We start from the raw sequence: 20453 nt of genomic DNA on the forward strand, positions 1-20453 counted from the left end.
TCATGTTCGGAAACGCACTCTCAGGCTGGCACCTGATCATCATCCTGGCGATCGTCCTGCTCCTCTTCGGTGCGCCGAAGCTCCCCGCCCTCGCGAAGAGCATCGCGCAGTCGATGCGCATCTTCAAGAACGAGGTCAACAGCGACAAGAAAGAGTCGGCAGTCGACGACGACTTCGACGACCGTCCGGTCCGTCGCTCCGACGACGCATCCGCCCGGTACAGCGACGGGTCGACCGCTCGTCGGTCCGACGACGGCTACCCGTCGCCGAATCGCGACGTCCCGCCGAAGTCCTGACGCGTGGCCACGACGACGACTCGTGGCGACAGCACCCAGGGGAGGGGCACCGGCCGCAGCCGCGGCCGCGACGGCAAGATGTCGCTCGGCCAGCACCTACTCGAGTTGCGCAAGCGCCTCTTCATCTCCGCCCTGGCCCTCATCCTGGCCGCTGTCGCCGGTTGGTTCCTCGCGCCATTCGTCCTCGACGCCCTGAGGTCGCCGGTCGAGGCCATCGCCGCAGCGCGCACGGGTGAGACCACCCTCAACTACTCGAACATCACCGGCGCGTTCGACCTCAAGCTGCAGATCGCGGTCACCGTCGGCGTCGTCATCTCGAGCCCCGTGTGGCTCTACCAGGTGTGGGCCTTCATCGTCCCGGCTCTCGTGCGCAAAGAGAAGCTCTACGCGGTCGGCTTCATCGGCACCGCCATCCCTCTCTTCCTGGGCGGCTGCTTGGCGGGTTGGTACGTCCTGCCCCACATCGTCGAGGTCATGACCGGCTTCGTCGACACGCAGGACGCCACCATCATCGAGTCGAAGGTCTACTACGACTTCGTCCTCAAGCTGGTCCTCGCCGTGGGCATCGCCTTCGTCATGCCGGTGTTCCTCGTGCTGTTGAACTTCGTCGGAGTCGTCTCGGCCGCCGCGATCGTCAAGGGGTGGCGCGTCGCCATCCTCGTCATCGTCCTGTTCACCGCCATCGCGACGCCGTCCGCCGACATCTTCTCGATGTTCCTGCTGGCCATCCCGATGATCATCCTGTTCTTCCTCGCAGCAGGGGTGGCCTGGTTGCACGATCGTCGGGTCGCGAAGCGCGCCGCGGCCCTCGACGCCGAGCTGGCAGCGGGTTGACCCGGTGAGCCCCGACCTCAGCCCGGCCGAGCGCTTCGCCGCGGCGAAGACACGCGTGAAGACCCCCAAGCTCCAGGCATTCCGGTCCCGCTTGGGCTTCACCCTCGACCCGTTCCAGATCGCCGCCTGCGCCGCCCTCGAAGAAGGCGACAGCGTCCTCGTCGCCGCACCCACGGGCGCTGGCAAGACCTTGGTGGCGGAGTACGCCATCCATCTCGCCATGCAGGACCCTCGGGCCAAGGTCTTCTACACCGCCCCGATGAAGGCTCTGAGCAACCAGAAGTTCCAAGAGCTGGTGGCCGAGTACGGCGCGTCCGAGGTCGGTCTGCTGACGGGCGACACGAACGTGAACTCCCGGGCGCGCATCGTCGTGATGACGACCGAGGTCCTCCGCAACATGATCTACGCCGGTTCCGAGATGTTGACCGACCTGCGCTACGTCGTCCTCGACGAGGTCCACTTCCTCGCCGACCGGTTCCGTGGTGCCGTGTGGGAAGAGGTCATCATCCACCTGCCCCTCGACGTCCGGCTCATCTCGCTCAGCGCGACGGTGTCCAACGCCGAAGAGTTCGGTGACTGGTTGCAGACGGTCCGCGGCAGCACCGAGGTCATCGTCTCCGAGGACCGTCCCGTGCCGCTCGACCAGCACGTCCTCGTCGGGGGCAAGTTCCTCGACCTGTTCGACTCCTCGGGGCAGGCGGCGACGAACCGGGTGAACCCCGAACTTCTCCGGGCCACCTCGCTCGGGCGGCGTGGCGGTCGCAGCGGCGGACGGCGTGACTCCCATTCCGCCGGACGGACGGGCCCCCGGGGTCACGTCGTCCCGCCCACGCAGGGCGGCCCCGGACGCCTCGACCGCTGGAAGATCGTCGAGATGCTCGACGACCAGAACCTGCTGCCCGCCATCTTCTTCGTCTTCAGTCGGGTGGGCTGCGACCAGGCCGTGTCCCAGGTGCTGAGGTCGGGCATCCGCCTGACGACCGCCGACCAGCGTCGAGAGATCCGCGAGATCGTCGAGGCCCGCTGCCGTACCCTGCGCGACGAGGACCTCGCGGTGCTCGGCTACTGGCGGTGGCTCGACGGGCTCGAGCGGGGCGTGGCAGCCCACCACGCCGGCCTGTTGCCCGCGTTCAAAGAGGTCGTCGAAGAGCTGTTCCAGAAGAAGCTCGTCAAGGTCGTGTTCGCGACCGAGACGCTCGCACTGGGCATCAACATGCCGGCCCGTACCGTCGTGCTCGAGAAGCTCGAGAAGTTCAACGGCGAAGCCAGGGTGCCCATCACCCCCGGGGAGTACACCCAGCTGACCGGTCGCGCCGGTCGTCGCGGCATCGACGTCGAGGGCCATTCGCTGATCCAGTGGCAGCAGGGCCTCGATCCGCAGGCCGTCGCCTCGCTCGCTTCGCGGCGCACCTACCCGATGAACAGCAGCTTCCGGCCCACGTACAACATGGCCGTCAACCTCATCGAGCAGTTCGGTCGATCCCGCACCCGCGAGGTGCTCGAGACCTCGTTCGCCCAGTTCCAGGCCGACCGTTCGGTCGTCGACCTCGCACGCAAGGTGCGGTCGCAGCAGCAGTCGCTCGACGGCTACGCCGCATCGATGGCCTGCCACCTGGGCGACTTCGGCGAGTACACGATGTTGCGTCGCGAGGTGGGCGATCTCGAGAAGCAGGGGGCTGCTCGTGCCGAATCGCAGTCGCGGGCCGAACGCGACAAACGTCAGCGACGCATCGTCGAACTCCGGCGGCAGGTCCGGCAGCATCCCTGCCACGCCTGCCCCGAGCGAGAGCAGCACGCCCGCTGGTCGGAGCGCTGGTTCAAGCTCAAGAAGCAGACCGATCAGCTGTCGGCGCAGATCCGCAGCCGGACCGGTGCCGTCGCCAAGGTCTTCGACCGCGTCACCGACGTGCTGCTCGACCGCGGCTACCTCGTCCCGACGGGCACGAACGCCGGAGGCGCGGGTCGCGTCGCCCGGGACGCCGAGGTCACCGTCGCCCCGACCGGTCGCACGTTGCGCCGCATCTACGGTGATCGCGACCTCCTCGTGGCCGAGAGCCTGCGCCTCGGCCTGTGGAACATGCTCGACGTGCCGTCGATGGCCGCCATGGCCGCGACGCTCGTGTACGAGCCCCGGCGGGACGAGGGCCAGCTCTCGGAGCGGTTCCTGCCCCGGGGCGAGTTCCGTGCGGCCCTCGACGCCACCCAGTTGCTCTGGGCCGAACTCGACGACCTCGAGCACGAACACCGTCTTCCCGGCAGCCAGCCCCCGGCTCCCGGTCTCGCCCTGGCGATGCACCGCTGGGCGCGAGGTGCCGCACTCGACTCGGTGCTCGACGACGCCGACCTCGCCGCCGGCGACTTCGTACGCTGGACGAAACAGACGATCGACCTGCTCGACCAGCTGTCGGTCGTGGGCGACCTGCCGGTCGGTCCGACGGCGCGACAGGCTCTCGACGCCGTCCGTCGCGGCATCGTGGCCTACACCGCGGTCGGCCCCTGAGCCGCTCTGTCTGCAGAGGCCAAGGACGACCGGCGACGACCGGCCTCTCAGACGCCGCCACCTAGAATCACGGGGTGTCTTCCCGAGCGATCGACGTCCGACTGCCCCTCTGGCTGGCCCTCATCGTCGCACTCGGTGCCGGCGCCGTCCTCGACGGCGGCTTCCCCGACGGTGACGTCTGGCCGCTGACCTTCGTCGGCATCGGGTTCGTGTTGTTGGCCCTCCGAGGCCGGTCGCTCGGCGGTTCGTTCCTGGTCGGCCTCGTGGCGGGCCTGTCCTTCTACCTGATCCACATCTCGTGGGCGACGCTCTTCCTCGGCGTCGTGCCCTGGGCCGCCCTGTCGACGCTCGAGGCGCTCTTCTTCGCCGCCGGGGCGATGCTGATCACCCTGGCGTACCGCTGGGTCCCGCGCGTCTGGCCCGGCACCCTGGGCCGCACGGTCCTCCTGCCGGTCGTCGTCGGGGGGCTCTGGACGCTCCGTGAGTTCGTCGCCGGCACCTGGCCCTACGGCGGCTTCGCGTGGGGCCGGGTGGCACTCAGCCAATCCGAGAGCCCGTTCGCCGGCCTCGTGGCCTGGCTGGGCATCTCGGGGTTGTCGTTCCTCATGGTGGCGATCGTCGCCGCACTGATCCAGCTCGCCCTCCAGACGACCGTCCGGGGTTCGACCCGTGTGCTCGCGGGTGCGACGGTCGTGGTCGCCGCCCTCGCCGTGCCCGCCTGGCCGACGCACTCCTCCGGCACGGCCACCATCGCCGCCGTCCAGGGTGACGGCGACGCCGGCTACTTCGCCGACCGGCAGTACGGCGACCTCACCAACGCCCAGGTGCTCGCGATGAGCGACCTGCAGGCCCAACTCGCGCAGTTGCCCGAAGACCAGCGCTCCCTCGACATGATCGTCTGGCCCGAGGGCGGCAGCGACCGCGATCCCACCCGCGACGCCACCGGCCGGTACGTCTTCGACGCGATCTCCCGTGGCTACGACGCGCCCCTCGTGTCAGGAGTCATCACCGAGAGCGACGACGGTGAGACCGTCTACAACTCGTCCCTCCTCTGGTCCGACGGAGGCGTGCGAGACCAGTACGACAAGAAGCACCCGGTCCCGTTCGGCGAGTACGTGCCCGACCGTGATTTCTGGCGGCCTTTCGCCCCCGATCTCATCGACCTGATCGGCCGGGACTACACCCCGGGCACGCGTGACGAGGTCTTCGACCTGGGTGACTTCCGGGCGGGCATCTCGATCTGCTTCGACATCGTCGACGACCAGCTCATCACGAACATGATGGACGAGGGGGCGCAGGTCATCATCGGCCAGACGAACAACGCCGACTTCGGCACCCGTCCCGGCCAGACGGACGAGAACGAGCAGCAGCTCGCCATCGCCCGCCTGCGCGCCATCGAGACGGCCCGGCCCCTGGTCAACGTCTCGACCGTCGCCTCGACGCGAGCCATCGACGCCTCGGGCAGGACGACCGCGAGCATCCCCGACTACGAGCCCGGCACCATGGTGGCGGTGGTCGACCTCGGCACCGGGACGACGCCCGCCGTGGCGGCGAGTCGGGCGATCGAGCTGCTCGTGTCGTTCTTCGGTCTCGCGATGCTGCTGCTGTCCCGTCTGTTCATCGGTACCCGCCGGTCGGCTCGACGCCGCCGGCTCGACGAGGCACCCGATCCGATCCTGCCGCGGTGGCGCGTCGTCGACTGACGTCTCGCGACGCCAGGAACGAAAGAAGGCCCGACCACCATGCGGTGGTCGGGCCTTCTCGTCTTCGTGGTGCCGTCAGGCGCCGATCTTGTGCTGACCCTTGCGGGCCCGCAGGAAGTCGAGTCGTTCTTGGAGGAGCTCCTCGAGCTCGTCACGGCTGCGGCGCTCGAGCAACATGTCCCAGTGACTGCGGGGGACCTTGACGTCACCGGCGTCGATCTCGACCGGCTTGCCGTCGGCCGACAACAGCCGACCCTCTTGGCCACTCTTGGGGGACTGCCAGATGTCCGGGATCTCGGCGTCCGCAGCGAACACCATGTCGAACGTCTGGCCGTCGGTCGTCTGGTAGACGGCCTTCTTACGGGGCGAGAACTCCACGCCCTCTTCGCTCTGCAGGCTCTGGCTGCCGAGCCTCATTCCGCGCAAACTGCGATCTGCCATTGTGTGGTCTCCTCTCGCGTTGCAATCACCCGTTGTAACCCGTTCTGGCCCTCCGCCGTTCCGAGCCGTGCGATTTCACAGTCCCTTCACAGTGCCCGGGCAGTCTCCGTCGGCGGTCACGGAGCGCGCCGACGCACCTCGTCGAGTGCCAGGTCGGCACGGTCGGTGACGATGCCGTGGACGCCCAGGGTGAGCAGTCGAGCCATGTCGTCGGGTTCGTTGACGGTCCACACATGCGTCTCGACACCCAGCCTCGCCCACTCGGCGACGCGCGCGGCCGTGACGATGCGGATCGGACCCTTGCGCTCGGGCACCTGAACCGCCCGGCACCCGATGAGGGCGCGCCGCATCAGCGTCCGCCTGAGCCCGGGGAGCGGCACGAGACCTGCCGCCATCGCCGTGACGATGCCCCGGGACGAGGCCGACGTCGCGACTCCCGGCAGGGCCCGGACCGCCCGGAGACGCCTGCGGTGGTCGAACGAGGTCACCAGGACGCGATCCGTCGCCCGGACCCGGGCGATCGCCCTGACGGCCGGCGCCACGGCCTCGTCGGACTTGAGGTCGACGTTGAACCGGGTCTCGGGGAAGGCGTCGAGCGCCTCGTCGAGGGTGGGGATCTCGTGCTCACCGTCGAGCCGGATCGCCTTGACGTCCGCGAGGTCGAGGTCGAGGAGGCGCTGCTCGCGTCCCGCGACCCGCCTCAGGTCGGGATCGTGGCTGATGACCGCGATGCCGTCGCGCGTGGCGTGCACGTCCGTCTCGACGTACGTCGCACCAGCCGACACGGCCAGGGCGAACGCCGACATGGTGTTCTCGGGAGCATCGACGGCGAGGCCCCGGTGCGCCAGCACCCGGGGCCCGGCCGGCGCGAACCAGCCGGCCGAGATCGGGGGAGCGGACGGCACTACGAGGTCGCCGGGGGAGCGGTCGGGCCGGTGCCCGGGGCGCCCGTCTCGGGCACCGGACCGGCGGCACCGGCAGCACCCGCGCCTCCGGACCCGGACCCGGTACCCGCACCGGATGCGGAGCCACCGGGCGTGGTCACCGTCGGGAAGCCCAGGTCGGGTTCGGCCTCGAGATCGACGGTCGAGGCCAGGTCGGGCGTGACGTCCATCTCGGACACCTTGGGAGCCTCGGTCGGGGTCCACCCGGGGGCGTTCGGGTCGCGAGGGGCGAAGAAGCCCTGCCCGATGCCCTTGAGGGCCTCGGTCAGCTCGCTGGGGATGATCCACATGGTGTTGGCGGAGCCGTCCGCGATCTTCGGGAGGGTCTGGAGATACTGGTACGCGAGCAGCTTCGGGTCGGGGTCGCCGGCGTGGATGGCGTTGAAGACCGTCGCGATGGCCTCGGCCTCACCCTGCGCCCTCAGCACCTGGGCCTTCGCATCGCCCTCGGCCTTGAGGATCGACGACTGTCGCGACCCCTCGGCCTCGAGGATCTGCGACTGCTTGGTGCCCTCGGCGGTGAGGATGGCCGCACGGCGACTGCGCTCGGCGCGCATCTGCTGCTCCATGGAGTCCTGGATCGACAGGGGCGGGTCGATGGCCTTCAGCTCGACGCGGCCGACCCTGATGCCCCACTTGCCGGTGGCTTCGTCGAGCACGATGCGCAGTTGGCCGTTGATGTTGTCGCGGCTGGTGAGGGCCTGCTCGAGGTTCAACCCTCCGACCACGTTGCGCAGCGTGGTCGTCGTGAGCTGTTCGACGGCCCCGAGGTAGTTGGCGATCTCGTAGGTCGCCGCACGGGCGTCGGTCACCTGGAAGTACACGACCGTGTCGATCGAGACGACCAGGTTGTCCTCGGTGATGACGGGCTGCGGCGGGAACGAGACGACCTGCTCGCGCATGTCGATCAGCGGCCGCACCCGGTCGATGAACGGCACGAGCAGGTTGAGCCCGGGGGAGAGGGTCTTGTGGTACCGACCCAGTCTCTCGACCACGCCGGCACTCGCCTGCGGGATGATGCGGACCGAGCGGAACAGGATGACGAGGACGAGCACGACGACGATCGCGACGACCACGATGGTGACGACGGTGCCGGCACTGATGGTGTCCATGGCTTCAGGACCTCTCTGCGGGGGCGACGAACGCCGTCGACCCCTCGATGGCGGTCACGACGACCGGGGCCCCGGTGTCGAGTGCGAGGTCGGCGCCCGCCGACGTCGCGGGGGAGGACAGCACACGGGCCGTCCAGGTCTCGCCGTTCGACAGCTTGACCTGGCCGGCGTCGGAGCCGATGGGCACGACGACCGTGCCGCGCAGCCCGAGCAGCGCCTCGACGTTGCTGGGGGTCGGATCGCCCCCGCGGCGGAGCGCCCGCAGCAACGGTGGCCGCACCGTGAACAGCAACAAGACCGCGAGGACGGCCGCGACGATCGCCTGCAACCACCACGGGGCTCCGAAGAGGCCCGCGAGCAGACCACCGACGCTGCCGATGGCGAGCATGAGGAAGGTGAATTCGAGCGTCGTCACCTCGACGATGACGAACACCAGGATGAGCGCGATCCACGCGACCCATGCGTAATCGTTCAGGACGTCCACGTCGACCTTCTCTCGTTCCCCTGTTATGGAAACTACCACCCACCACCGACGGTGACGAGGGGGATTGGTAGGGTCGAGTCCGGTCCACGGACCGATCGAACCCCGCACAGTCTGGAGCACGCCTTGTCCAACCCCCTCGCCGCAGAGTCCCTCGCCGGAGCCCGAGTCCTGGTCACCGGGTCGTCCCGGGGGATCGGCGCCGACACCGTGCGGTACTTCGCCGAGGCCGGTGCCAAGGTCGTCGTGAACTACCGCAACAAGGAGAAGCGCGCGCTGCAGCTCGTCTCGAAGATCGAGGAGGCCGGCGGCGAGGCGATCGCCATCGGGGCCGACCTGACCGACGAGGCCAGCCTGGCGACGATGTTCGAGACCGTGCGCGAGGCCTGGGGCGGCCTCGACGTCCTCGTCATGAACGCCTCGGGCGGCATGGAGACGGGCATGGCCGAGGACTACGCGCTCAAGTTGAACCGCGACGCCCAGGTGGCGCTGCTGACCGCGGCCCTGCCGCTGCTCGCCCCGGGCTCGCGCGTCGTCTTCGTCACGAGTCACCAGGCCCACTTCATCCGCACGACCGAGACGATGCCCGAGTACCTTCCCGTCGCCCTGAGCAAGCGTGCCGGCGAAGACGCCCTGCGCGAGATGCTGCCGCAGCTCGAGACCGCGGGCGTCGAGTTCGTCGTGGTCTCGGGCGACATGATCGAGGGCACGATCACGGCGACCCTGCTCGAACGGTCGAATCCCGGGGCCATCTCGTCGCGGAAAGAGAGCGCGGGCAAGCTGTACAACGTCGCCGAGTTCGCCGCCGAGGTCGCATCGGCCGCCGTCGACCCCGTCCCGGCCGACCACACCCGACTGGTGGGCGACACCAGCGACTTCGCGCCGATCGTCTGAGACGGGGCACCTCGTGACCGAGCGCATCGTCCGACCGACCTCGCGCCTCCTCGTCCTCGACGGGGACGACCGTGTGCTCCTCATGAAGACGGTGGCGCCCGACACCAGTCGGACAGCGCGTTGGATCACCCCGGGTGGCGGTGTCGACCCGGGCGAGACGCACGTCGAGGCGGCCGTCCGCGAACTGCACGAAGAGACCGGCCAGGTGGTCACCGCGGTCGGCGACGTCGTGCGCGTGGACGACTTCGAGGTGTCCTGGGACGACGCCGACCACACGCACGGTCACGCGGAGTTCTTCGTCGTCCGCCTGCCGCACTTCGAGGTCGTCGACGACGACTGGACGGACGACGAGCGCACCGACATCCTCGAGTCGCGCTGGTTCAGCCTCGACGACCTGACGACGATCGTCGAACCGGTCGAGCCCGCCGACCTCGTCGACTTGCTGCGCACGGTGCTGGACAGCTCGTCCGAGGCCTGAGGAGCAGGCCGCTCACGCCGCCCGCGAACCCCTTCTGGCCTTGTCGGCATGTGACTGATAATGCGCATTATGTCAAGTAACTGGGAAATGGGGCGTGGGAAGCGGTCCCCGCTGACGCATGCCGCGACTCCACGGAGTTGCCTGGTCGCATGACGACCGACGCGACCCACACACCGCCCGACGACGCGCACCGTCGACCTGACGGGCTCGACGACGACACCGTCGCCGCGCTCGGCGAGCTCTCGGCCGCGCTCGAGATCGTCGAGCAGGCACGAGGATTCCTCTACGGCTTCCACCGACTGACCGGCAAGGCCGACCTGGCCCTCGGCGACGCCGTCGAGTCGCTCCGACGCGCCGGACACGTCGAGGTCGCCGACCTGCTCGATCGAGACCTCGTCGGTCGCAACGTCCTCGAGGGCCGATGGACCTACCAGATCGTGGAGGACTACGACGACGGCTACTACGCCGCGTTCCGCGACCATGAGCAGAACATACGTGATTCTCTCGCGGGCGGCAAGAGGCATCTCTTCGAGGCCGAGATGAAGGAGGCGCGGCGCAGCCACGGACGGCGGCACCACGAGGCGCTCCCCCGCGAATCGACGACGCCGGGGGCGGACGGGAACGACGCCGCGGTCGACCCCGTCGCCTGAGAAGATGGCCTGATGACTCCCCCTCCCGTCGACCGGCCCCGCATCGAGGCCGCCGTGCTCGAACTGCTCGCCGCGATCGGTGAGGACCTCGACCGCCCGGGCCTCGAGTCCACCCCTCGACGCGTCGCCGACGCCTACGTCGAGTTCTTCTCGGGACTCACGATCGACGCGGCCGACCTCGTCCGCCAGGCCACGGTCTCGGCCGAGGCCCATCAACTCGGCGAGGTCGTGATCGTCCGCGACATCTCGTTCCGGTCGGTGTGCGAGCACCATCTGCTGCCCTTCGTCGGTGTCGCACACGTGGCCTACGTGCCGGGTGAGACGATCGTCGGGTTGGGCGCGCTTCCCCGGGTGGTCGACGCCGTGGCCTCGCGTCCCCAGCTCCAGGAGCGCCTCGGCGAGGAGATCGCCGAGGCCCTGCAGGCGGGCGCTCGCCCCGACGGCGTCCTCGTGGTGCTCGACGCCTCGCACGGCTGCGTCACGACCCGTGGCCCCCGCCAGACCGGCAGCACGACGGTGACGCTCGCCAGTCGGGGCGTGCTGTCCCAGGCGTCGGCGCGGGCCGAGGCGGTCGCCCTGATCGGCGCGCCCCGTGCGTGAGGCCGCGGGGCAGCCCCACGACGCCGACTCCCCCGCACCCGCCCTGCCCCCGCTGCTCGTCCCTCGGCGACGCATCGGGTCGCGGACCTTCGACTTCTCCCGCCAGGTCGCGGTCATGGCGATCGTCAACCGCACGCCCGACTCCTTCTTCGACCAGGGCGCGACCTTCGCCCTCGACCGCGCCGTGCAGGCCGCGGTGGACGCGGCGGCGGCGGGCGCCGACTGGGTCGACATCGGGGGCGTCCCCTTCGCCCCCGGGCCCGAGCTGTCCGCCTCCGACGAACTCGATCGGGTCCTGCCCGTGGTCGAAGCGCTCTCGGTCCGGTCGGACGTCGTCATCTCCGTCGACACCTTCCGCCCCGAGGTCGCCGAACGCGTCATCGCCGCCGGGGCGCACGTCGTCAACGACACCACGGGCCTCCACGACCCGCGGTTGGCCGACGTCGTCGCCGACAGCGGTGCCACGCTGGTCGTCACGCACAGCCTGGCCGCACCCCGACGGCCGCATCCCCGGCCGCACTACGACGACGTCGTCGCCGAGGTCGTCGAGTTCCTCGCGCGGCGGGTCGACGTGGCCCGCGCCCACGGCGTGCCCGACGACCGACTCGTCGTCGATCCGGGGCACGACCTGAACAAGACGACCCGGCACTCGCTCGAGCTCACCCGGCGCCTGTCCGAGGTGGCCGCCCTGGGCCACCCGACGCTCGCCGCGGTGTCCAACAAGGACTTCATCGGCGAGTCCCTCGGTCGCGACAAACCCGACCGGCTGGCCGGTTCGCTCGCAGCGGCGGCCGTGAGCGTGCTGCAGGGCGCGCGCATCGTCCGGATGCATGACGTGCGGGCCAGCGTCGATGCCGTCCGCATGGTCGAGGCGATCCTCGGCTGGCGCGACCCCGTCGTCGAACGCCACAACCTCGCCGAGGACGCGTCGTGACCGCCGTGGGCATCTCGCAGCTACATCCCGCACCCCCGGTCCGCGGTGGCGCACTGACGATCGACGACCTCCTCGATCTCCACCGGCCGCGAGACCGGGCGACGCCTCGCGTGCGGGCCAACTTCGTCGCGAGCGTCGACGGCTCGGCGACGGCCGCCGGACGGACCCGCGACCTGGGCGGCCCCGCCGACCTGCTCGTCTTCGACCTGTTGCGTCAGCTCTGCGACGTCGTCGTGGTCGGTGCGGGCACGGTCCGCGACGAGGGCTACGGCCCGATGCGGCTCGGCGACGAGGCCGTCGCCTGGCGGCGCAGGGTCGGCCTGCCCGATCATCCCGTCTTCGCCATCGTCTCCGGCCGGCTCGGGCTCGATCCGACAGGCGGCGTGTTCGCGGACGCTCCCGTCCGGCCGCTGGTGCTCACCCACGACGCGGCACCTCGCGCTGCTCGGGCCCGACTCGACCGGGTCGCCGACGTCGTGTCGTGCGGTCGCGACCGGGTCGACCCGCGCCTCCTCGTCCGGGCCCTGGTCGAACGGGGGCTGCCGCAGATCCACACCGAGGGCGGGCCGGCGTTGCTCGGCGACCTGGTCGCCGCCGACGTCGTCGACGAACTGTGCCTCACCGTGTCACCGAACCTCGAGGGTGGAGCCGGCCCGCGCATCGTCGCGGCCCGTGAGGCCATGGCGCTGCGTGGCCTCGCCCTCGACCACGTGCTGCTCTCGGGCGACATGCTGCTGACGAAGTGGTCGCGGACACGCTGACGTCGGGAGCCGGCGACCCCGAGGTCAGGAGGCGCGGTGCAGGCGGGCGATCAGCTCGCCTTCTCGCCGAAGCCGCCCTCGATGAGCGCGATGAGGTCGTCGACGGCGGCTGCCGCGTCCGGGCCGGTCGCCATCACGGCCACCGTCGATCCGACTCCCACGTTCAACCCCATGATGCGCAGCAGGCTCTTGGCGTCGACGCCGTTGACCGTCACGTCGGCCTGGAACCGCGACGCGTGCGTGACGAGGTCGGCGGCCGGGCGGGCGTGCAGCCCTGAGGCGTTGACGAGCACGGCGGATCGTTCGACGGCGTCGCCGCCCCGGAGGTCGCGCTCGTCGGCGTGGGCGTCGGCGACGCCGGTGGCCGTCCGAGCCGCAGCGGCGACGGCCTCGAGGTCTCCCCCGGTCTCGGCGGAGACGGCCGCGGCCACCGTGCCCTCGACCAACGGGGCGTCCGCGATGACCACGCGCTGCTTGTCGGCGTCGTCGAGGAAGTCGACGGCCGTCTCGCTCGTGAGGATGGCGGAGCCGAGGTCGCAGAGCACCACGGCACCCCCGCCTCGTGACGCCTCGGCGAGGGCGGCGGAGATCTTGTCGAAGCTGGTGCCGATGGCGCCGTCGTCGGTTCCTCCCGCCGCCACGATCGTGGTCGTGGGGGCCATCTGGCGCGCCAGGTCGACCACGCCCTCGGCGATCTTGGCGCTGTGTGAGACGACGACGATTCCGATGGTGGGCATGCTCAGGACTCCTTGTTCGAGCCGTCGGCGGCGTCGGCCGCTGCGGCGATGATGAGGGACGAGGACTGCGCACCGGGATCGCGGTGACCCACGGCACGCTCGCCGAGATAGCTGGCTCGACCCTTGCGGGCGACGAGGGGTTCGGTCGATGCGGCGCCGGTCGCCGCGGCGTCTGCTGCGGCGCGGAGGACGGCCTCGGGCGACGCCCCGTCCGCAGCGGCGGCGGCCGCCGCGTCGACTGCCGGGGTCCACGCGTCGATCATGGTCTTGTCTCCGACCTCCGCCTTGCCTCTCAGCACGACGCCGTCGCGGGCCGCCGTGAGGAAGGCGACCAGCGCCTCCGCGTCCAGCTCGGTGGCGTCGCCCAGCGCGGCAGCCCCCTTCAGGTAGGCAGTGCCGAGCAGGGGGCCCGAGGCGCCGCCCACCGTCGAGATGAGGGTCGTGGCGACGAGCTTGAGCGCGGCCCCGGGCGTCGCGTCGGTGGGGAGGTCGGCGAGTTTGGCCCGGACGGCGGTGAAGCCCCGCGACAGGTTCTCGCCGTGGTCGCCGTCGCCGATCTGCCGGTCGAGCTCGCTGAGTGCCGTGTGCTCGGCGGCGACGACGTCGGCCGTCCGGTCGATCCAGGCCCGGGTCCAGGTGGCGTCGAGTGTCATGCGGTGGTCGTTCCTCTCGTGGTGCAGTGGTGCGGTGCTTCGTGCCCGCGGTCGGGGCTCCGAGGTGGAGGGGCCGGGGCCAGGGCAGACGACTATCGGCCTCGGCGCAACGCCACGGTCTCGACCGGGGCGTCCCAGAGCTCGGTCAGCTCGTCGTCCAGACGGGTCAGCGTGATCGACATGCCCTGCATCTCGAGCGACGTGACGTACGAGCCGACCAGGCTGCGGTACACCTCGACGCCTCGCGCCTCCAGAGCCTCGGCCGCCCGACGGTAGGCGATGTACAGCTCGACGAGGGGTGTGCCTCCCATGCCGTTCACGAAGAGCAGCACCCGCTCGCCGGAGGCGAGCCCCAGATCGTCGGTGACGGCGTCGAGCAGGCGATCGACGATGGCGTCGACGGGCTCGAGGGGAATGCGCTCACGGCCCGGTTCACCGTGGATGCCGATGCCGATCTCGACCTCGTCGTCGGCGAGCGTGAAGCTCGGCTCACCGGCATGTGGCACCGTTCCCGCGGTGAGCGCGACGCCCATCGACCGGGTCGCCGCGTTCGTGCGTCGGGCCACCTCGGCGACGGCGTCGAGCGAGTCGCCCCGCTCGGCGGCAGCCCCTGCGGTCTTCTCGACGACGACCGTGCCGGCGACGCCACGGCGGCCGGCGGTGTACAGCGAGTCCTTGACCGCGACGTCGTCGTCGACGAGCACGGTCCGGACCGTGATGCCCTCGGCCTCGGCGAGGTCGGCCGCCGTCTCGAAGTTGAGCACGTCGCCCGTGTAGTTCTTGACGATGTAGAGGACGCCTGCTCCGGCGTCCACCGCCTGCGTGGCGGCGACGATCGGGTCGGGCGTGGGCGACGTGAAGACCGGTCCCGGCACCGCGGCCGACAGCATGCCGTAGCCGACGAACCCCGCGTGCAGGGGCTCGTGACCACTGCCGCCGCCACTGACGAGCGCGACCTTGCCCGGCACGGGAGTCGCCGATCGGCGGACGAACGTCGGATCGTGCGAGACGACCACCAGGTCGGCGTGCGCTGCGCCGAAGCCGGCCACGGCCTCGGCGACGACGTCGGACGGATCGTTGATGAGCTTCTTCATCGAAGTCCCTTTCTCGGCGCCGGAGACGGTGCTCGGGTGCACCAGGCTGCCGCTCAACCTACTCCCAGGACCCCCTCCTGCACATATGTGCAAACACCTGATCTTTCCTTCTCGTCGCATGTGATCACAGCACTAAGGTGTTGACACACGCTCACCGCGGGTGCACTGTCGCCCCGCCGTACGACAAGGAAGGTCGACGTGAACCTGGGATTGATTTTTCTTTCAGAAACGGTGGGCACCGCATTGCTGCTCACCCTCGGTGGCGGTGTCGTCGCCAACGTCGCCCTGACGAAGACGAAGGGCTTCAACGGCGGCACGCTCATGGTCAACTTCGGCTGGGGCCTCGCGGTCTTCGTCGGCATCCTGGCCTCGTACTCCTCCGGGGCACACCTCAACCCGGCCGTCAGCATCGCGCAGCTGATCCTCGGCAACATCACGTTCGCCGCGTTCCTCGTGTACGTCGCGGCGCAGATGGTCGGTGCCATCATCGGCGCGGTCGTCGTCTGGCTGGCCTACAAGCAGCACTTCGACGAGGAGCCCGACCCGGCCACGAAGCTGGGCGTGTTCTCGACCGGCCCCGCCATCCGCAACTACGGCTGGAACCTCGTCACCGAGATCATCGGCACCTTCGTGCTGGTCTTCACGATCATCGCCATCACCAACGGCGCCTCCCCGAACGCCGCCAACCTCGGCCCGCTCGGCGGCCTGGCCGTCGCGCTGCTCGTGGTCGGGATCGGTGCATCGCTCGGTGGCCCGACCGGCTACGCCATCAACCCCGCCCGTGACCTCGGACCCCGCATCGCCCACGCGTTCCTGCCCATCAAGGGCAAGGGCGGCAGCGACTGGTCCTACGCCTGGGTGCCGGTCGTCGGCCCTCTCGTCGGCGGTTCCCTCGCGGCGCTGCTGTCCTTCCCGCTCCTCCCCCTCGCCGCCTGACCCGGCGACCCACTGATCGGTCGAGGCCGGCTCCCCCGGGCCGGCCGACGCCGATCGATCCACCCGCTCCCAGCAGAGGCTCGGGCCCGTCCGCTCGAATGGACCGACCCGGGCCTCCGTGCGAGCCGCATCCATCAACGACGAAGGAGTTCCACCCGTGAGCGACACCGACTACGTCCTGGCCATCGACCAGGGAACGACCAGCACCCGCGCCATCATCTTCGACCACTCGGGCTCGATCGTGGCCACCGGCCAGAAAGAGCACGAGCAGATCTTCCCCCGCGCCGGTTGGGTCGAGCACGACCCCGCCGAGATCTGGGAGAACACCCGCGAGGTCATCGGCCAGGCCCTCTCCCGTGCCGACATCACGCGCCACAACATCAAGGCCGTCGGCATCACCAACCAGCGCGAGACCGCCGTGGTCTGGGACAAGACCACCGGCAAGGCCGTCTACAACGCCATCGTCTGGCAGGACACCCGCACGCAGCCCATCGTCGACCGCCTGGCCGCCGACGGTGGCGTCGAACGCTTCAAGCCGATCGTCGGCCTGCCGCTCGCGACCTACTTCTCGGGCACGAAGGTCGTCTGGATCCTCGAGAACGTCGAGGGCGCCCGCGAGAAGGCCGAGGCAGGCGACCTGCTGTTCGGCACGACCGACACCTGGGTCCTCTGGAACCTCACCGGCGGCACCGACGGCGGCGTCCACGTCACCGACGTCACGAACGCCTCGCGCACCCTCTTCATGGACCTCGAGACGCTCGAGTGGCGCGACGACATCCTCGAGGCGTTCGACGTGCCGAGGTCGATGCTCCCCGAGATCAAGAGCTCGTCCGAGGTCTACGGCACGGTCGAGGCCTCGAGCCTGCTGCGCGAGGTGCCCATCGCCGGCATCCTCGGCGACCAGCAGGCCGCCACGTTCGGCCAGGCCGCCTTCGACCAGGGCGAGTCGAAGAACACGTACGGCACCGGCAACTTCCTGATCTTCAACACGGGCGAAGAGATCGTCCACTCGAAGAACGGGCTGCTCACGACGCTGGGCTACAAGCTCGGCGACGCGGCACCGCACTACGCCCTCGAGGGGTCCATCGCGGTCACGGGCTCGTTGATCCAGTGGCTGCGCGACAACCTGGGCATGATCGGCTCGGCTCCCGAGGTCGAGGAGCTGGCCAAGACCGTCGAGGACAACGGCGGGGTCTACTTCGTGCCCGCGTTCTCGGGCCTGTTCGCGCCCTACTGGCGTTCGGACGCGCGAGGTGCTCTCGTGGGTCTCACCCGGTACGTCAACAAGGGCCACATCGCCCGTGCCGCCCTCGAGGCGACCGCGTTCCAGACCCGTGAGGTGCTCGACGCGGTCAACGCCGACTCGGGCGTCGACCTGACCGAGCTCAAGGTCGACGGCGGCATGACCGCCAACGACGCGCTCATGCAGTTCCAGGCCGACATCCTCGACGTCCCGGTCGTCCGTCCGGTGGTCGCCGAGACCACCGCGCTCGGAGCGGCCTACGCCGCCGGTCTCGCGGTCGGCTTCTGGGAGACCCTGGACGACCTCCGTGCCAACTGGCAGGAGGACAAGCGTTGGACCCCGAACATCGACGCCGACGAGCGTGACCGCACGCTGCGTCTCTGGAAGAAGGCCGTCACGAAGACCTTCGACTGGGTCGACGACGACGTCAACTGATCCCCCGCGCGAAGGGCCCGTCCGACAGGACGGGCCCTTCGTCGTCCGCCCCCTCGACGCGAGGAGGCGCGGTGCGTCTCAGGAGGCGCGGGTCGCCGCCACCCACTGGTCCAGTTTCGCAATGGCCGCCCCCGAGTCGACGGCCCGGGCCGCGACGTCCAGCTGCTCCCGGAAACGGGCGAGGAGCGGCCGTTCGCGCTGGCCCGGGTCGGCCGCCAGCCCGTACGACACCAGTCCGGCGGCGGCGTTGAGCAGAACGATGTCGCGGACCGGACCGCGCTCCCCCGCGAGCACCTCACGGGCGATGCCCGCATTGTGCGCCGCGTTCCCGCCGACGAGGTCGGAGATGCGCGCACGCGGGATGCCCAACTCGAGAGGATCGAGGTCGTGCTCGGTCACCGACCCACCGGTGACCTCCCAGATGTGGCTGTGACCGGTCGTGGTCAGCTCGTCCAGGCCGTCGTCACCGCGGAACACGAGTGCCGTCGCGCCCCGGGTCTGGAACACCCCGACGATGAGCGGCACCTTCTCGAGCGAGGCGACACCGACGGCGCTCGCCTCGGGTCGTGCGGGGTTCACGAGAGGCCCCAGGAAGTTGAAGACCGTCGGGACGCCGATCTCGCGGCGCACGGCGGCGGCATTGCCGAAGCCCGGATGGAAAGCAGCCGCGAAGGCGAAGGTCAACCCTGCTTCCTTGAGGACCTCCGCCACACGGTCGGCCCCGATCGTGAGGTCGATGCCGAGGGCCGACAACACGTCGGAGGAACCGGACGACGAGCTCGCCGCACGGTTGCCGTGCTTGATGACCGGAACTCCGGTCGCCGCGACCACGACAGAGGCCATGGTCGAGACGTTCACCGTACCGAACCGGTCACCACCCGTCCCGACGATGTCGACCGCCATGCTGTCGACCGGAAGGGGCACGGCGTGGGCGAGGACGGCGTCGCGGAAGCCGACGATCTCGTCCACGGTCTCACCCTTGGCGCGAAGGGCGACCAGGAAGGCTCCGAGCTGAGCGGGGGTGACGTCGCCCGTCATGACCTGCTCCATGGACCACGTGGCCTCGCTGATCGAGAGGTCGCGCCCGGTGAGGAGCGCGTCGATGATCGAGGGCCAGGTGAGCTCGGAAGTCATGGCCCCAGGCTACCGGCGGAGCATAAGGCACTCCGATGTCTCGGCGTCAAGGGAAATTCCCGACCCGGGGTTTCGAGCGCAAACCCAAGGCGACTTACCAGGCATAATGGACCTCGTGACAAGTACCTCTCTCTCGAGACCTTCTGGCGGCCCTGTCGTCAACCGACCCAGCACGGTTGCCGTGGGCACCATCGTGTGGCTCGGCAGCGAGGTCATGTTCTTCGCCGGCCTCTTCGCGATCTACTTCACGCTTCGCTCGACGTCTCCCGGCCTCTGGGCCGATCAGACGGCGCTGCACAACGTGCCGTTCGCGCTGACCAACACCATCACCCTGGTGCTGTCGTCGGTGGCCTGCCAGTTCGGTGTGTTCGCCGCCGAGCGCATGCAGCCGCACCGCACGGGCCGTCTGTTCCAGGTCAGCCGTTGGGGCATGGTCGAATGGTTCTTCCTCACCTACGCCATGGGCGCAGTGTTCGTCTGCGGCCAGGTGTTCGAGTACGCGACCCTGATCTCCGAGCACGTCACCCTCAGCTCGAGCGCGTACGGCTCGGCCTTCTACATGACGACCGGCTTCCACGGAGCCCACGTCATCGGTGGTCTGATCGCCTTCCTGCTCACCATCGGTCGCGCTTACGCGGTCAAGAACTTCGGGCACAAAGAGGCGACCACGGCCATCGTCGTGTCGTACTACTGGCACTTCGTCGACGTGGTCTGGATCGGCCTCTTCATCGTCATCTACCTCCTCAAATAGGCATTGGATCGTCTGCACAGCATGTTCACGAGAACCTCGTCCTCCCGACGCAACAAGAAGGCCGGCCGTCGCGGCCCCGTCGCCACCGCCTCCCTGCTGCTCGTCGGTCTGCTCACCACAGGCGGTGCCTACGCGCTCTTCTCCTCGACCGCCTCGGCGGACGAGAGCAGTGCGACCGCGACCTCGCAACAGAGCATCGACGAGGGTCAGAAGCTCTTCGCCTCGAACTGTGCCACCTGCCACGGACTGAGCGCGGCCGGTACCGACAGCGGGCCGAGCCTCATCGGCGTCGGCGCCGCCTCGGTCGACTTCCAGGTCGGAACGGGCCGCATGCCCATGGCTGTCAACGGCCCGCAGGCCGAGCAGAAGCCGACGCAGTTCTCGGACGAGCAGGTCGCCGCCATGGCCGCCTACGTCGCGTCGCTCGCCCCCGGCCCCGCGATCCCCGACGAGTCGTTGCTCCAGGCCGACGGCGACACGACCAACGGTGCCGAGCTGTTCCGCATCAACTGCGCCATGTGCCACAACGTGGCCGGCGCGGGCGGTGCTCTCACCCAGGGCAAGTTCGCCCCTGCACTGGACGGTGTGACCGCCCACCACATCTACGAGGCCATGCAGACGGGCCCGCAGAACATGCCGGTCTTCAACGACCTCAACCTGTCGCCCCAAGACAAGGCCGACATCATCACGTACCTCAAGTACGTCGAGAACAACCCGTCGCCGGGTGGATTCGAGCTCGGGAGCCTCGGCCCCGTCGCCGAAGGTCTCTTCATCTGGATCTTCGGGCTCGGTGCGATCGTCGCGATCACCATCTGGTTGACCGCTCGGTCGAACTGACCCGC

At 69.6% G+C, this 20453-nt stretch carries 22 protein-coding genes; 14 read left to right on the forward strand and 8 right to left on the reverse strand.

From position 1 onward, the window contains the following. The first annotated feature begins 2 nt into the window (after positions 1-2). From tatA to lnt, 4 genes are all read left to right on the forward strand, one after another. The gene (tatA, locus tag ASE87_RS05655) at positions 3-296 is read left to right on the forward strand and encodes a twin-arginine translocase TatA/TatE family subunit (protein ID WP_056226565.1); all 294 of its coding nucleotides are present in this window, start codon (positions 3-5) and stop codon (positions 294-296) included. 78 nt (positions 297-374) lie between these two features. Next, the gene (gene tatC / locus ASE87_RS05660) at positions 375-1130 is read left to right on the forward strand and encodes a twin-arginine translocase subunit TatC (protein WP_043595076.1); all 756 of its coding nucleotides are present in this window, start codon (positions 375-377) and stop codon (positions 1128-1130) included. Positions 1131-1134: 4 nt separating this feature from the next. After that, the gene (locus ASE87_RS05665; RefSeq protein WP_043594953.1) at positions 1135-3630 is read left to right on the forward strand and encodes an RNA helicase; all 2496 of its coding nucleotides are present in this window, start codon (positions 1135-1137) and stop codon (positions 3628-3630) included. A gap of 74 nt (positions 3631-3704) precedes the next feature. Then, positions 3705-5333: an apolipoprotein N-acyltransferase gene (lnt, locus tag ASE87_RS05670; RefSeq protein WP_082452306.1), complete on the forward strand. Its 1629-nt coding sequence runs from the start codon at positions 3705-3707 to the stop codon at positions 5331-5333. Between the two features lie 75 nt (positions 5334-5408). On the opposite strand, the gene ASE87_RS05675 is transcribed toward lnt, so the two are convergent. The 4 genes from ASE87_RS05675 to ASE87_RS05690 form a co-directional block, all read right to left on the reverse strand. After that, on the reverse strand, positions 5409-5774 hold the full coding sequence (locus ASE87_RS05675; RefSeq protein WP_043594952.1) for an RNA polymerase-binding protein RbpA: 366 nt from the start codon (positions 5772-5774) through the stop codon (positions 5409-5411). A 116-nt stretch (positions 5775-5890) separates the two neighbouring features. After that, complete coding sequence (locus ASE87_RS05680) at positions 5891-6679, reverse strand: glycerophosphodiester phosphodiesterase family protein (RefSeq protein ID WP_235472200.1); 789 nt, start codon at positions 6677-6679, stop codon at positions 5891-5893. Then, positions 6679-7830 (reverse strand): SPFH domain-containing protein, encoded by a 1152-nt coding sequence (locus ASE87_RS05685; RefSeq protein WP_082452307.1) that lies wholly within the window; start codon positions 7828-7830, stop codon positions 6679-6681. The genes ASE87_RS05680 and ASE87_RS05685 overlap by 1 nt, the downstream gene beginning before the upstream one ends. Positions 7831-7834: 4 nt before the next feature. After that, positions 7835-8314 carry an NfeD family protein gene (locus tag ASE87_RS05690; RefSeq protein ID WP_043594951.1) on the reverse strand — a complete coding sequence of 160 codons (480 nt, stop codon included), beginning with the start codon at positions 8312-8314 and terminating at the stop codon, positions 7835-7837. A gap of 123 nt (positions 8315-8437) precedes the next feature. Between ASE87_RS05690 and ASE87_RS05695 the strand changes: the two genes are divergently transcribed. The 6 genes from ASE87_RS05695 (at position 8438) to ASE87_RS05720 (ending at position 12628) form a co-directional block, all read left to right on the forward strand. Further along, positions 8438-9205, forward strand: coding sequence for an SDR family oxidoreductase (locus tag ASE87_RS05695; protein WP_043594950.1), 768 nt, complete (start codon positions 8438-8440; stop codon positions 9203-9205). A 13-nt stretch (positions 9206-9218) separates the two neighbouring features. Continuing rightward, the gene (locus ASE87_RS05700) at positions 9219-9683 is read left to right on the forward strand and encodes an NUDIX hydrolase (RefSeq protein ID WP_056226567.1); all 465 of its coding nucleotides are present in this window, start codon (positions 9219-9221) and stop codon (positions 9681-9683) included. A gap of 149 nt (positions 9684-9832) precedes the next feature. Continuing rightward, the gene (locus ASE87_RS05705; RefSeq protein ID WP_056226569.1) at positions 9833-10333 is read left to right on the forward strand and encodes a hypothetical protein; all 501 of its coding nucleotides are present in this window, start codon (positions 9833-9835) and stop codon (positions 10331-10333) included. Between the two features lie 12 nt (positions 10334-10345). Continuing rightward, entirely contained in the window at positions 10346-10933 is a 588-nt protein-coding gene (gene folE / locus ASE87_RS05710) for a GTP cyclohydrolase I FolE (RefSeq protein ID WP_056226572.1), read from the forward strand. After that, complete coding sequence (gene folP / locus ASE87_RS05715; protein WP_056226573.1) at positions 10926-11867, forward strand: dihydropteroate synthase; 942 nt, start codon at positions 10926-10928, stop codon at positions 11865-11867. The genes folE and folP overlap by 8 nt, the downstream gene beginning before the upstream one ends. Next, complete coding sequence (locus ASE87_RS05720) at positions 11864-12628, forward strand: pyrimidine reductase family protein (protein ID WP_200925440.1); 765 nt, start codon at positions 11864-11866, stop codon at positions 12626-12628. The genes folP and ASE87_RS05720 overlap by 4 nt, the downstream gene beginning before the upstream one ends. Before the next feature lie 50 nt (positions 12629-12678). Here ASE87_RS05720 and dhaM read toward each other — a convergent pair whose 3' ends face one another. From dhaM to dhaK, 3 genes are all read right to left on the reverse strand, one after another. Continuing rightward, positions 12679-13365 (reverse strand): dihydroxyacetone kinase phosphoryl donor subunit DhaM, encoded by a 687-nt coding sequence (gene dhaM / locus ASE87_RS05725; protein WP_043594945.1) that lies wholly within the window; start codon positions 13363-13365, stop codon positions 12679-12681. 2 nt (positions 13366-13367) lie between these two features. Next, on the reverse strand, positions 13368-14018 hold the full coding sequence (dhaL, locus tag ASE87_RS05730) for a dihydroxyacetone kinase subunit DhaL (RefSeq protein WP_043594944.1): 651 nt from the start codon (positions 14016-14018) through the stop codon (positions 13368-13370). 92 nt (positions 14019-14110) lie between these two features. Beyond that, positions 14111-15112 carry a dihydroxyacetone kinase subunit DhaK gene (gene dhaK, locus ASE87_RS05735; protein WP_056226575.1) on the reverse strand — a complete coding sequence of 334 codons (1002 nt, stop codon included), beginning with the start codon at positions 15110-15112 and terminating at the stop codon, positions 14111-14113. Positions 15113-15310: 198 nt separating this feature from the next. Here dhaK and ASE87_RS05740 point away from each other — a divergent pair, with 198 nt between their 5' ends. Together ASE87_RS05740 and glpK are read left to right on the forward strand one after the other, a co-directional pair. Further along, positions 15311-16048 carry an MIP/aquaporin family protein gene (locus ASE87_RS05740; protein ID WP_082059959.1) on the forward strand — a complete coding sequence of 246 codons (738 nt, stop codon included), beginning with the start codon at positions 15311-15313 and terminating at the stop codon, positions 16046-16048. Positions 16049-16205: 157 nt separating this feature from the next. Further along, positions 16206-17726, forward strand: coding sequence for a glycerol kinase GlpK (gene glpK, locus ASE87_RS05745; RefSeq protein ID WP_043594942.1), 1521 nt, complete (start codon positions 16206-16208; stop codon positions 17724-17726). Between the two features lie 78 nt (positions 17727-17804). Here glpK and trpD read toward each other — a convergent pair whose 3' ends face one another. Further along, a complete protein-coding gene (gene trpD / locus ASE87_RS05750; protein WP_043594941.1) occupies positions 17805-18860 on the reverse strand; it encodes an anthranilate phosphoribosyltransferase in 1056 nt (351 codons plus the stop codon). A gap of 106 nt (positions 18861-18966) precedes the next feature. Between trpD and ASE87_RS05755 the strand changes: the two genes are divergently transcribed. Both ASE87_RS05755 and ASE87_RS05760 read left to right on the forward strand, forming a co-directional pair. Beyond that, complete coding sequence (locus ASE87_RS05755) at positions 18967-19611, forward strand: heme-copper oxidase subunit III (protein WP_082059958.1); 645 nt, start codon at positions 18967-18969, stop codon at positions 19609-19611. Between the two features lie 21 nt (positions 19612-19632). After that, a complete protein-coding gene (locus ASE87_RS05760; protein WP_043594940.1) occupies positions 19633-20448 on the forward strand; it encodes a c-type cytochrome in 816 nt (271 codons plus the stop codon). Positions 20449-20453 lie beyond the last annotated feature (5 nt).

It is taken from the genome of Frigoribacterium sp. Leaf44 (assembly GCF_001421865.1).
In the GTDB taxonomy this organism is placed as follows: Bacteria; Actinomycetota; Actinomycetes; order Actinomycetales; family Microbacteriaceae; genus Frigoribacterium.

Coding starts and splice junctions, on each gene's coding strand:
- ASE87_RS05755 (WP_082059958.1), top strand. CDS start 18,967: ATGGACCTCGTGACAAGTACCTCTCTCTCGAGACCTTCTGGCGGCCCT.
- ASE87_RS05760 (WP_043594940.1), top strand. CDS start 19,633: ATGTTCACGAGAACCTCGTCCTCCCGACGCAACAAGAAGGCCGGCCGT.
- dhaM (WP_043594945.1), bottom strand. CDS start 13,365: ATGCCCACCATCGGAATCGTCGTCGTCTCACACAGCGCCAAGATCGCC.
- tatC (WP_043595076.1), top strand. CDS start 375: ATGTCGCTCGGCCAGCACCTACTCGAGTTGCGCAAGCGCCTCTTCATC.
- ASE87_RS05675 (WP_043594952.1), bottom strand. CDS start 5,774: ATGGCAGATCGCAGTTTGCGCGGAATGAGGCTCGGCAGCCAGAGCCTG.
- trpD (WP_043594941.1), bottom strand. CDS start 18,860: ATGACTTCCGAGCTCACCTGGCCCTCGATCATCGACGCGCTCCTCACC.
- dhaK (WP_056226575.1), bottom strand. CDS start 15,112: ATGAAGAAGCTCATCAACGATCCGTCCGACGTCGTCGCCGAGGCCGTG.
- ASE87_RS05705 (WP_056226569.1), top strand. CDS start 9,833: ATGACGACCGACGCGACCCACACACCGCCCGACGACGCGCACCGTCGA.
- tatA (WP_056226565.1), top strand. CDS start 3: ATGTTCGGAAACGCACTCTCAGGCTGGCACCTGATCATCATCCTGGCG.
- ASE87_RS05685 (WP_082452307.1), bottom strand. CDS start 7,830: ATGGACACCATCAGTGCCGGCACCGTCGTCACCATCGTGGTCGTCGCG.
- folE (WP_056226572.1), top strand. CDS start 10,346: ATGACTCCCCCTCCCGTCGACCGGCCCCGCATCGAGGCCGCCGTGCTC.
- dhaL (WP_043594944.1), bottom strand. CDS start 14,018: ATGACACTCGACGCCACCTGGACCCGGGCCTGGATCGACCGGACGGCC.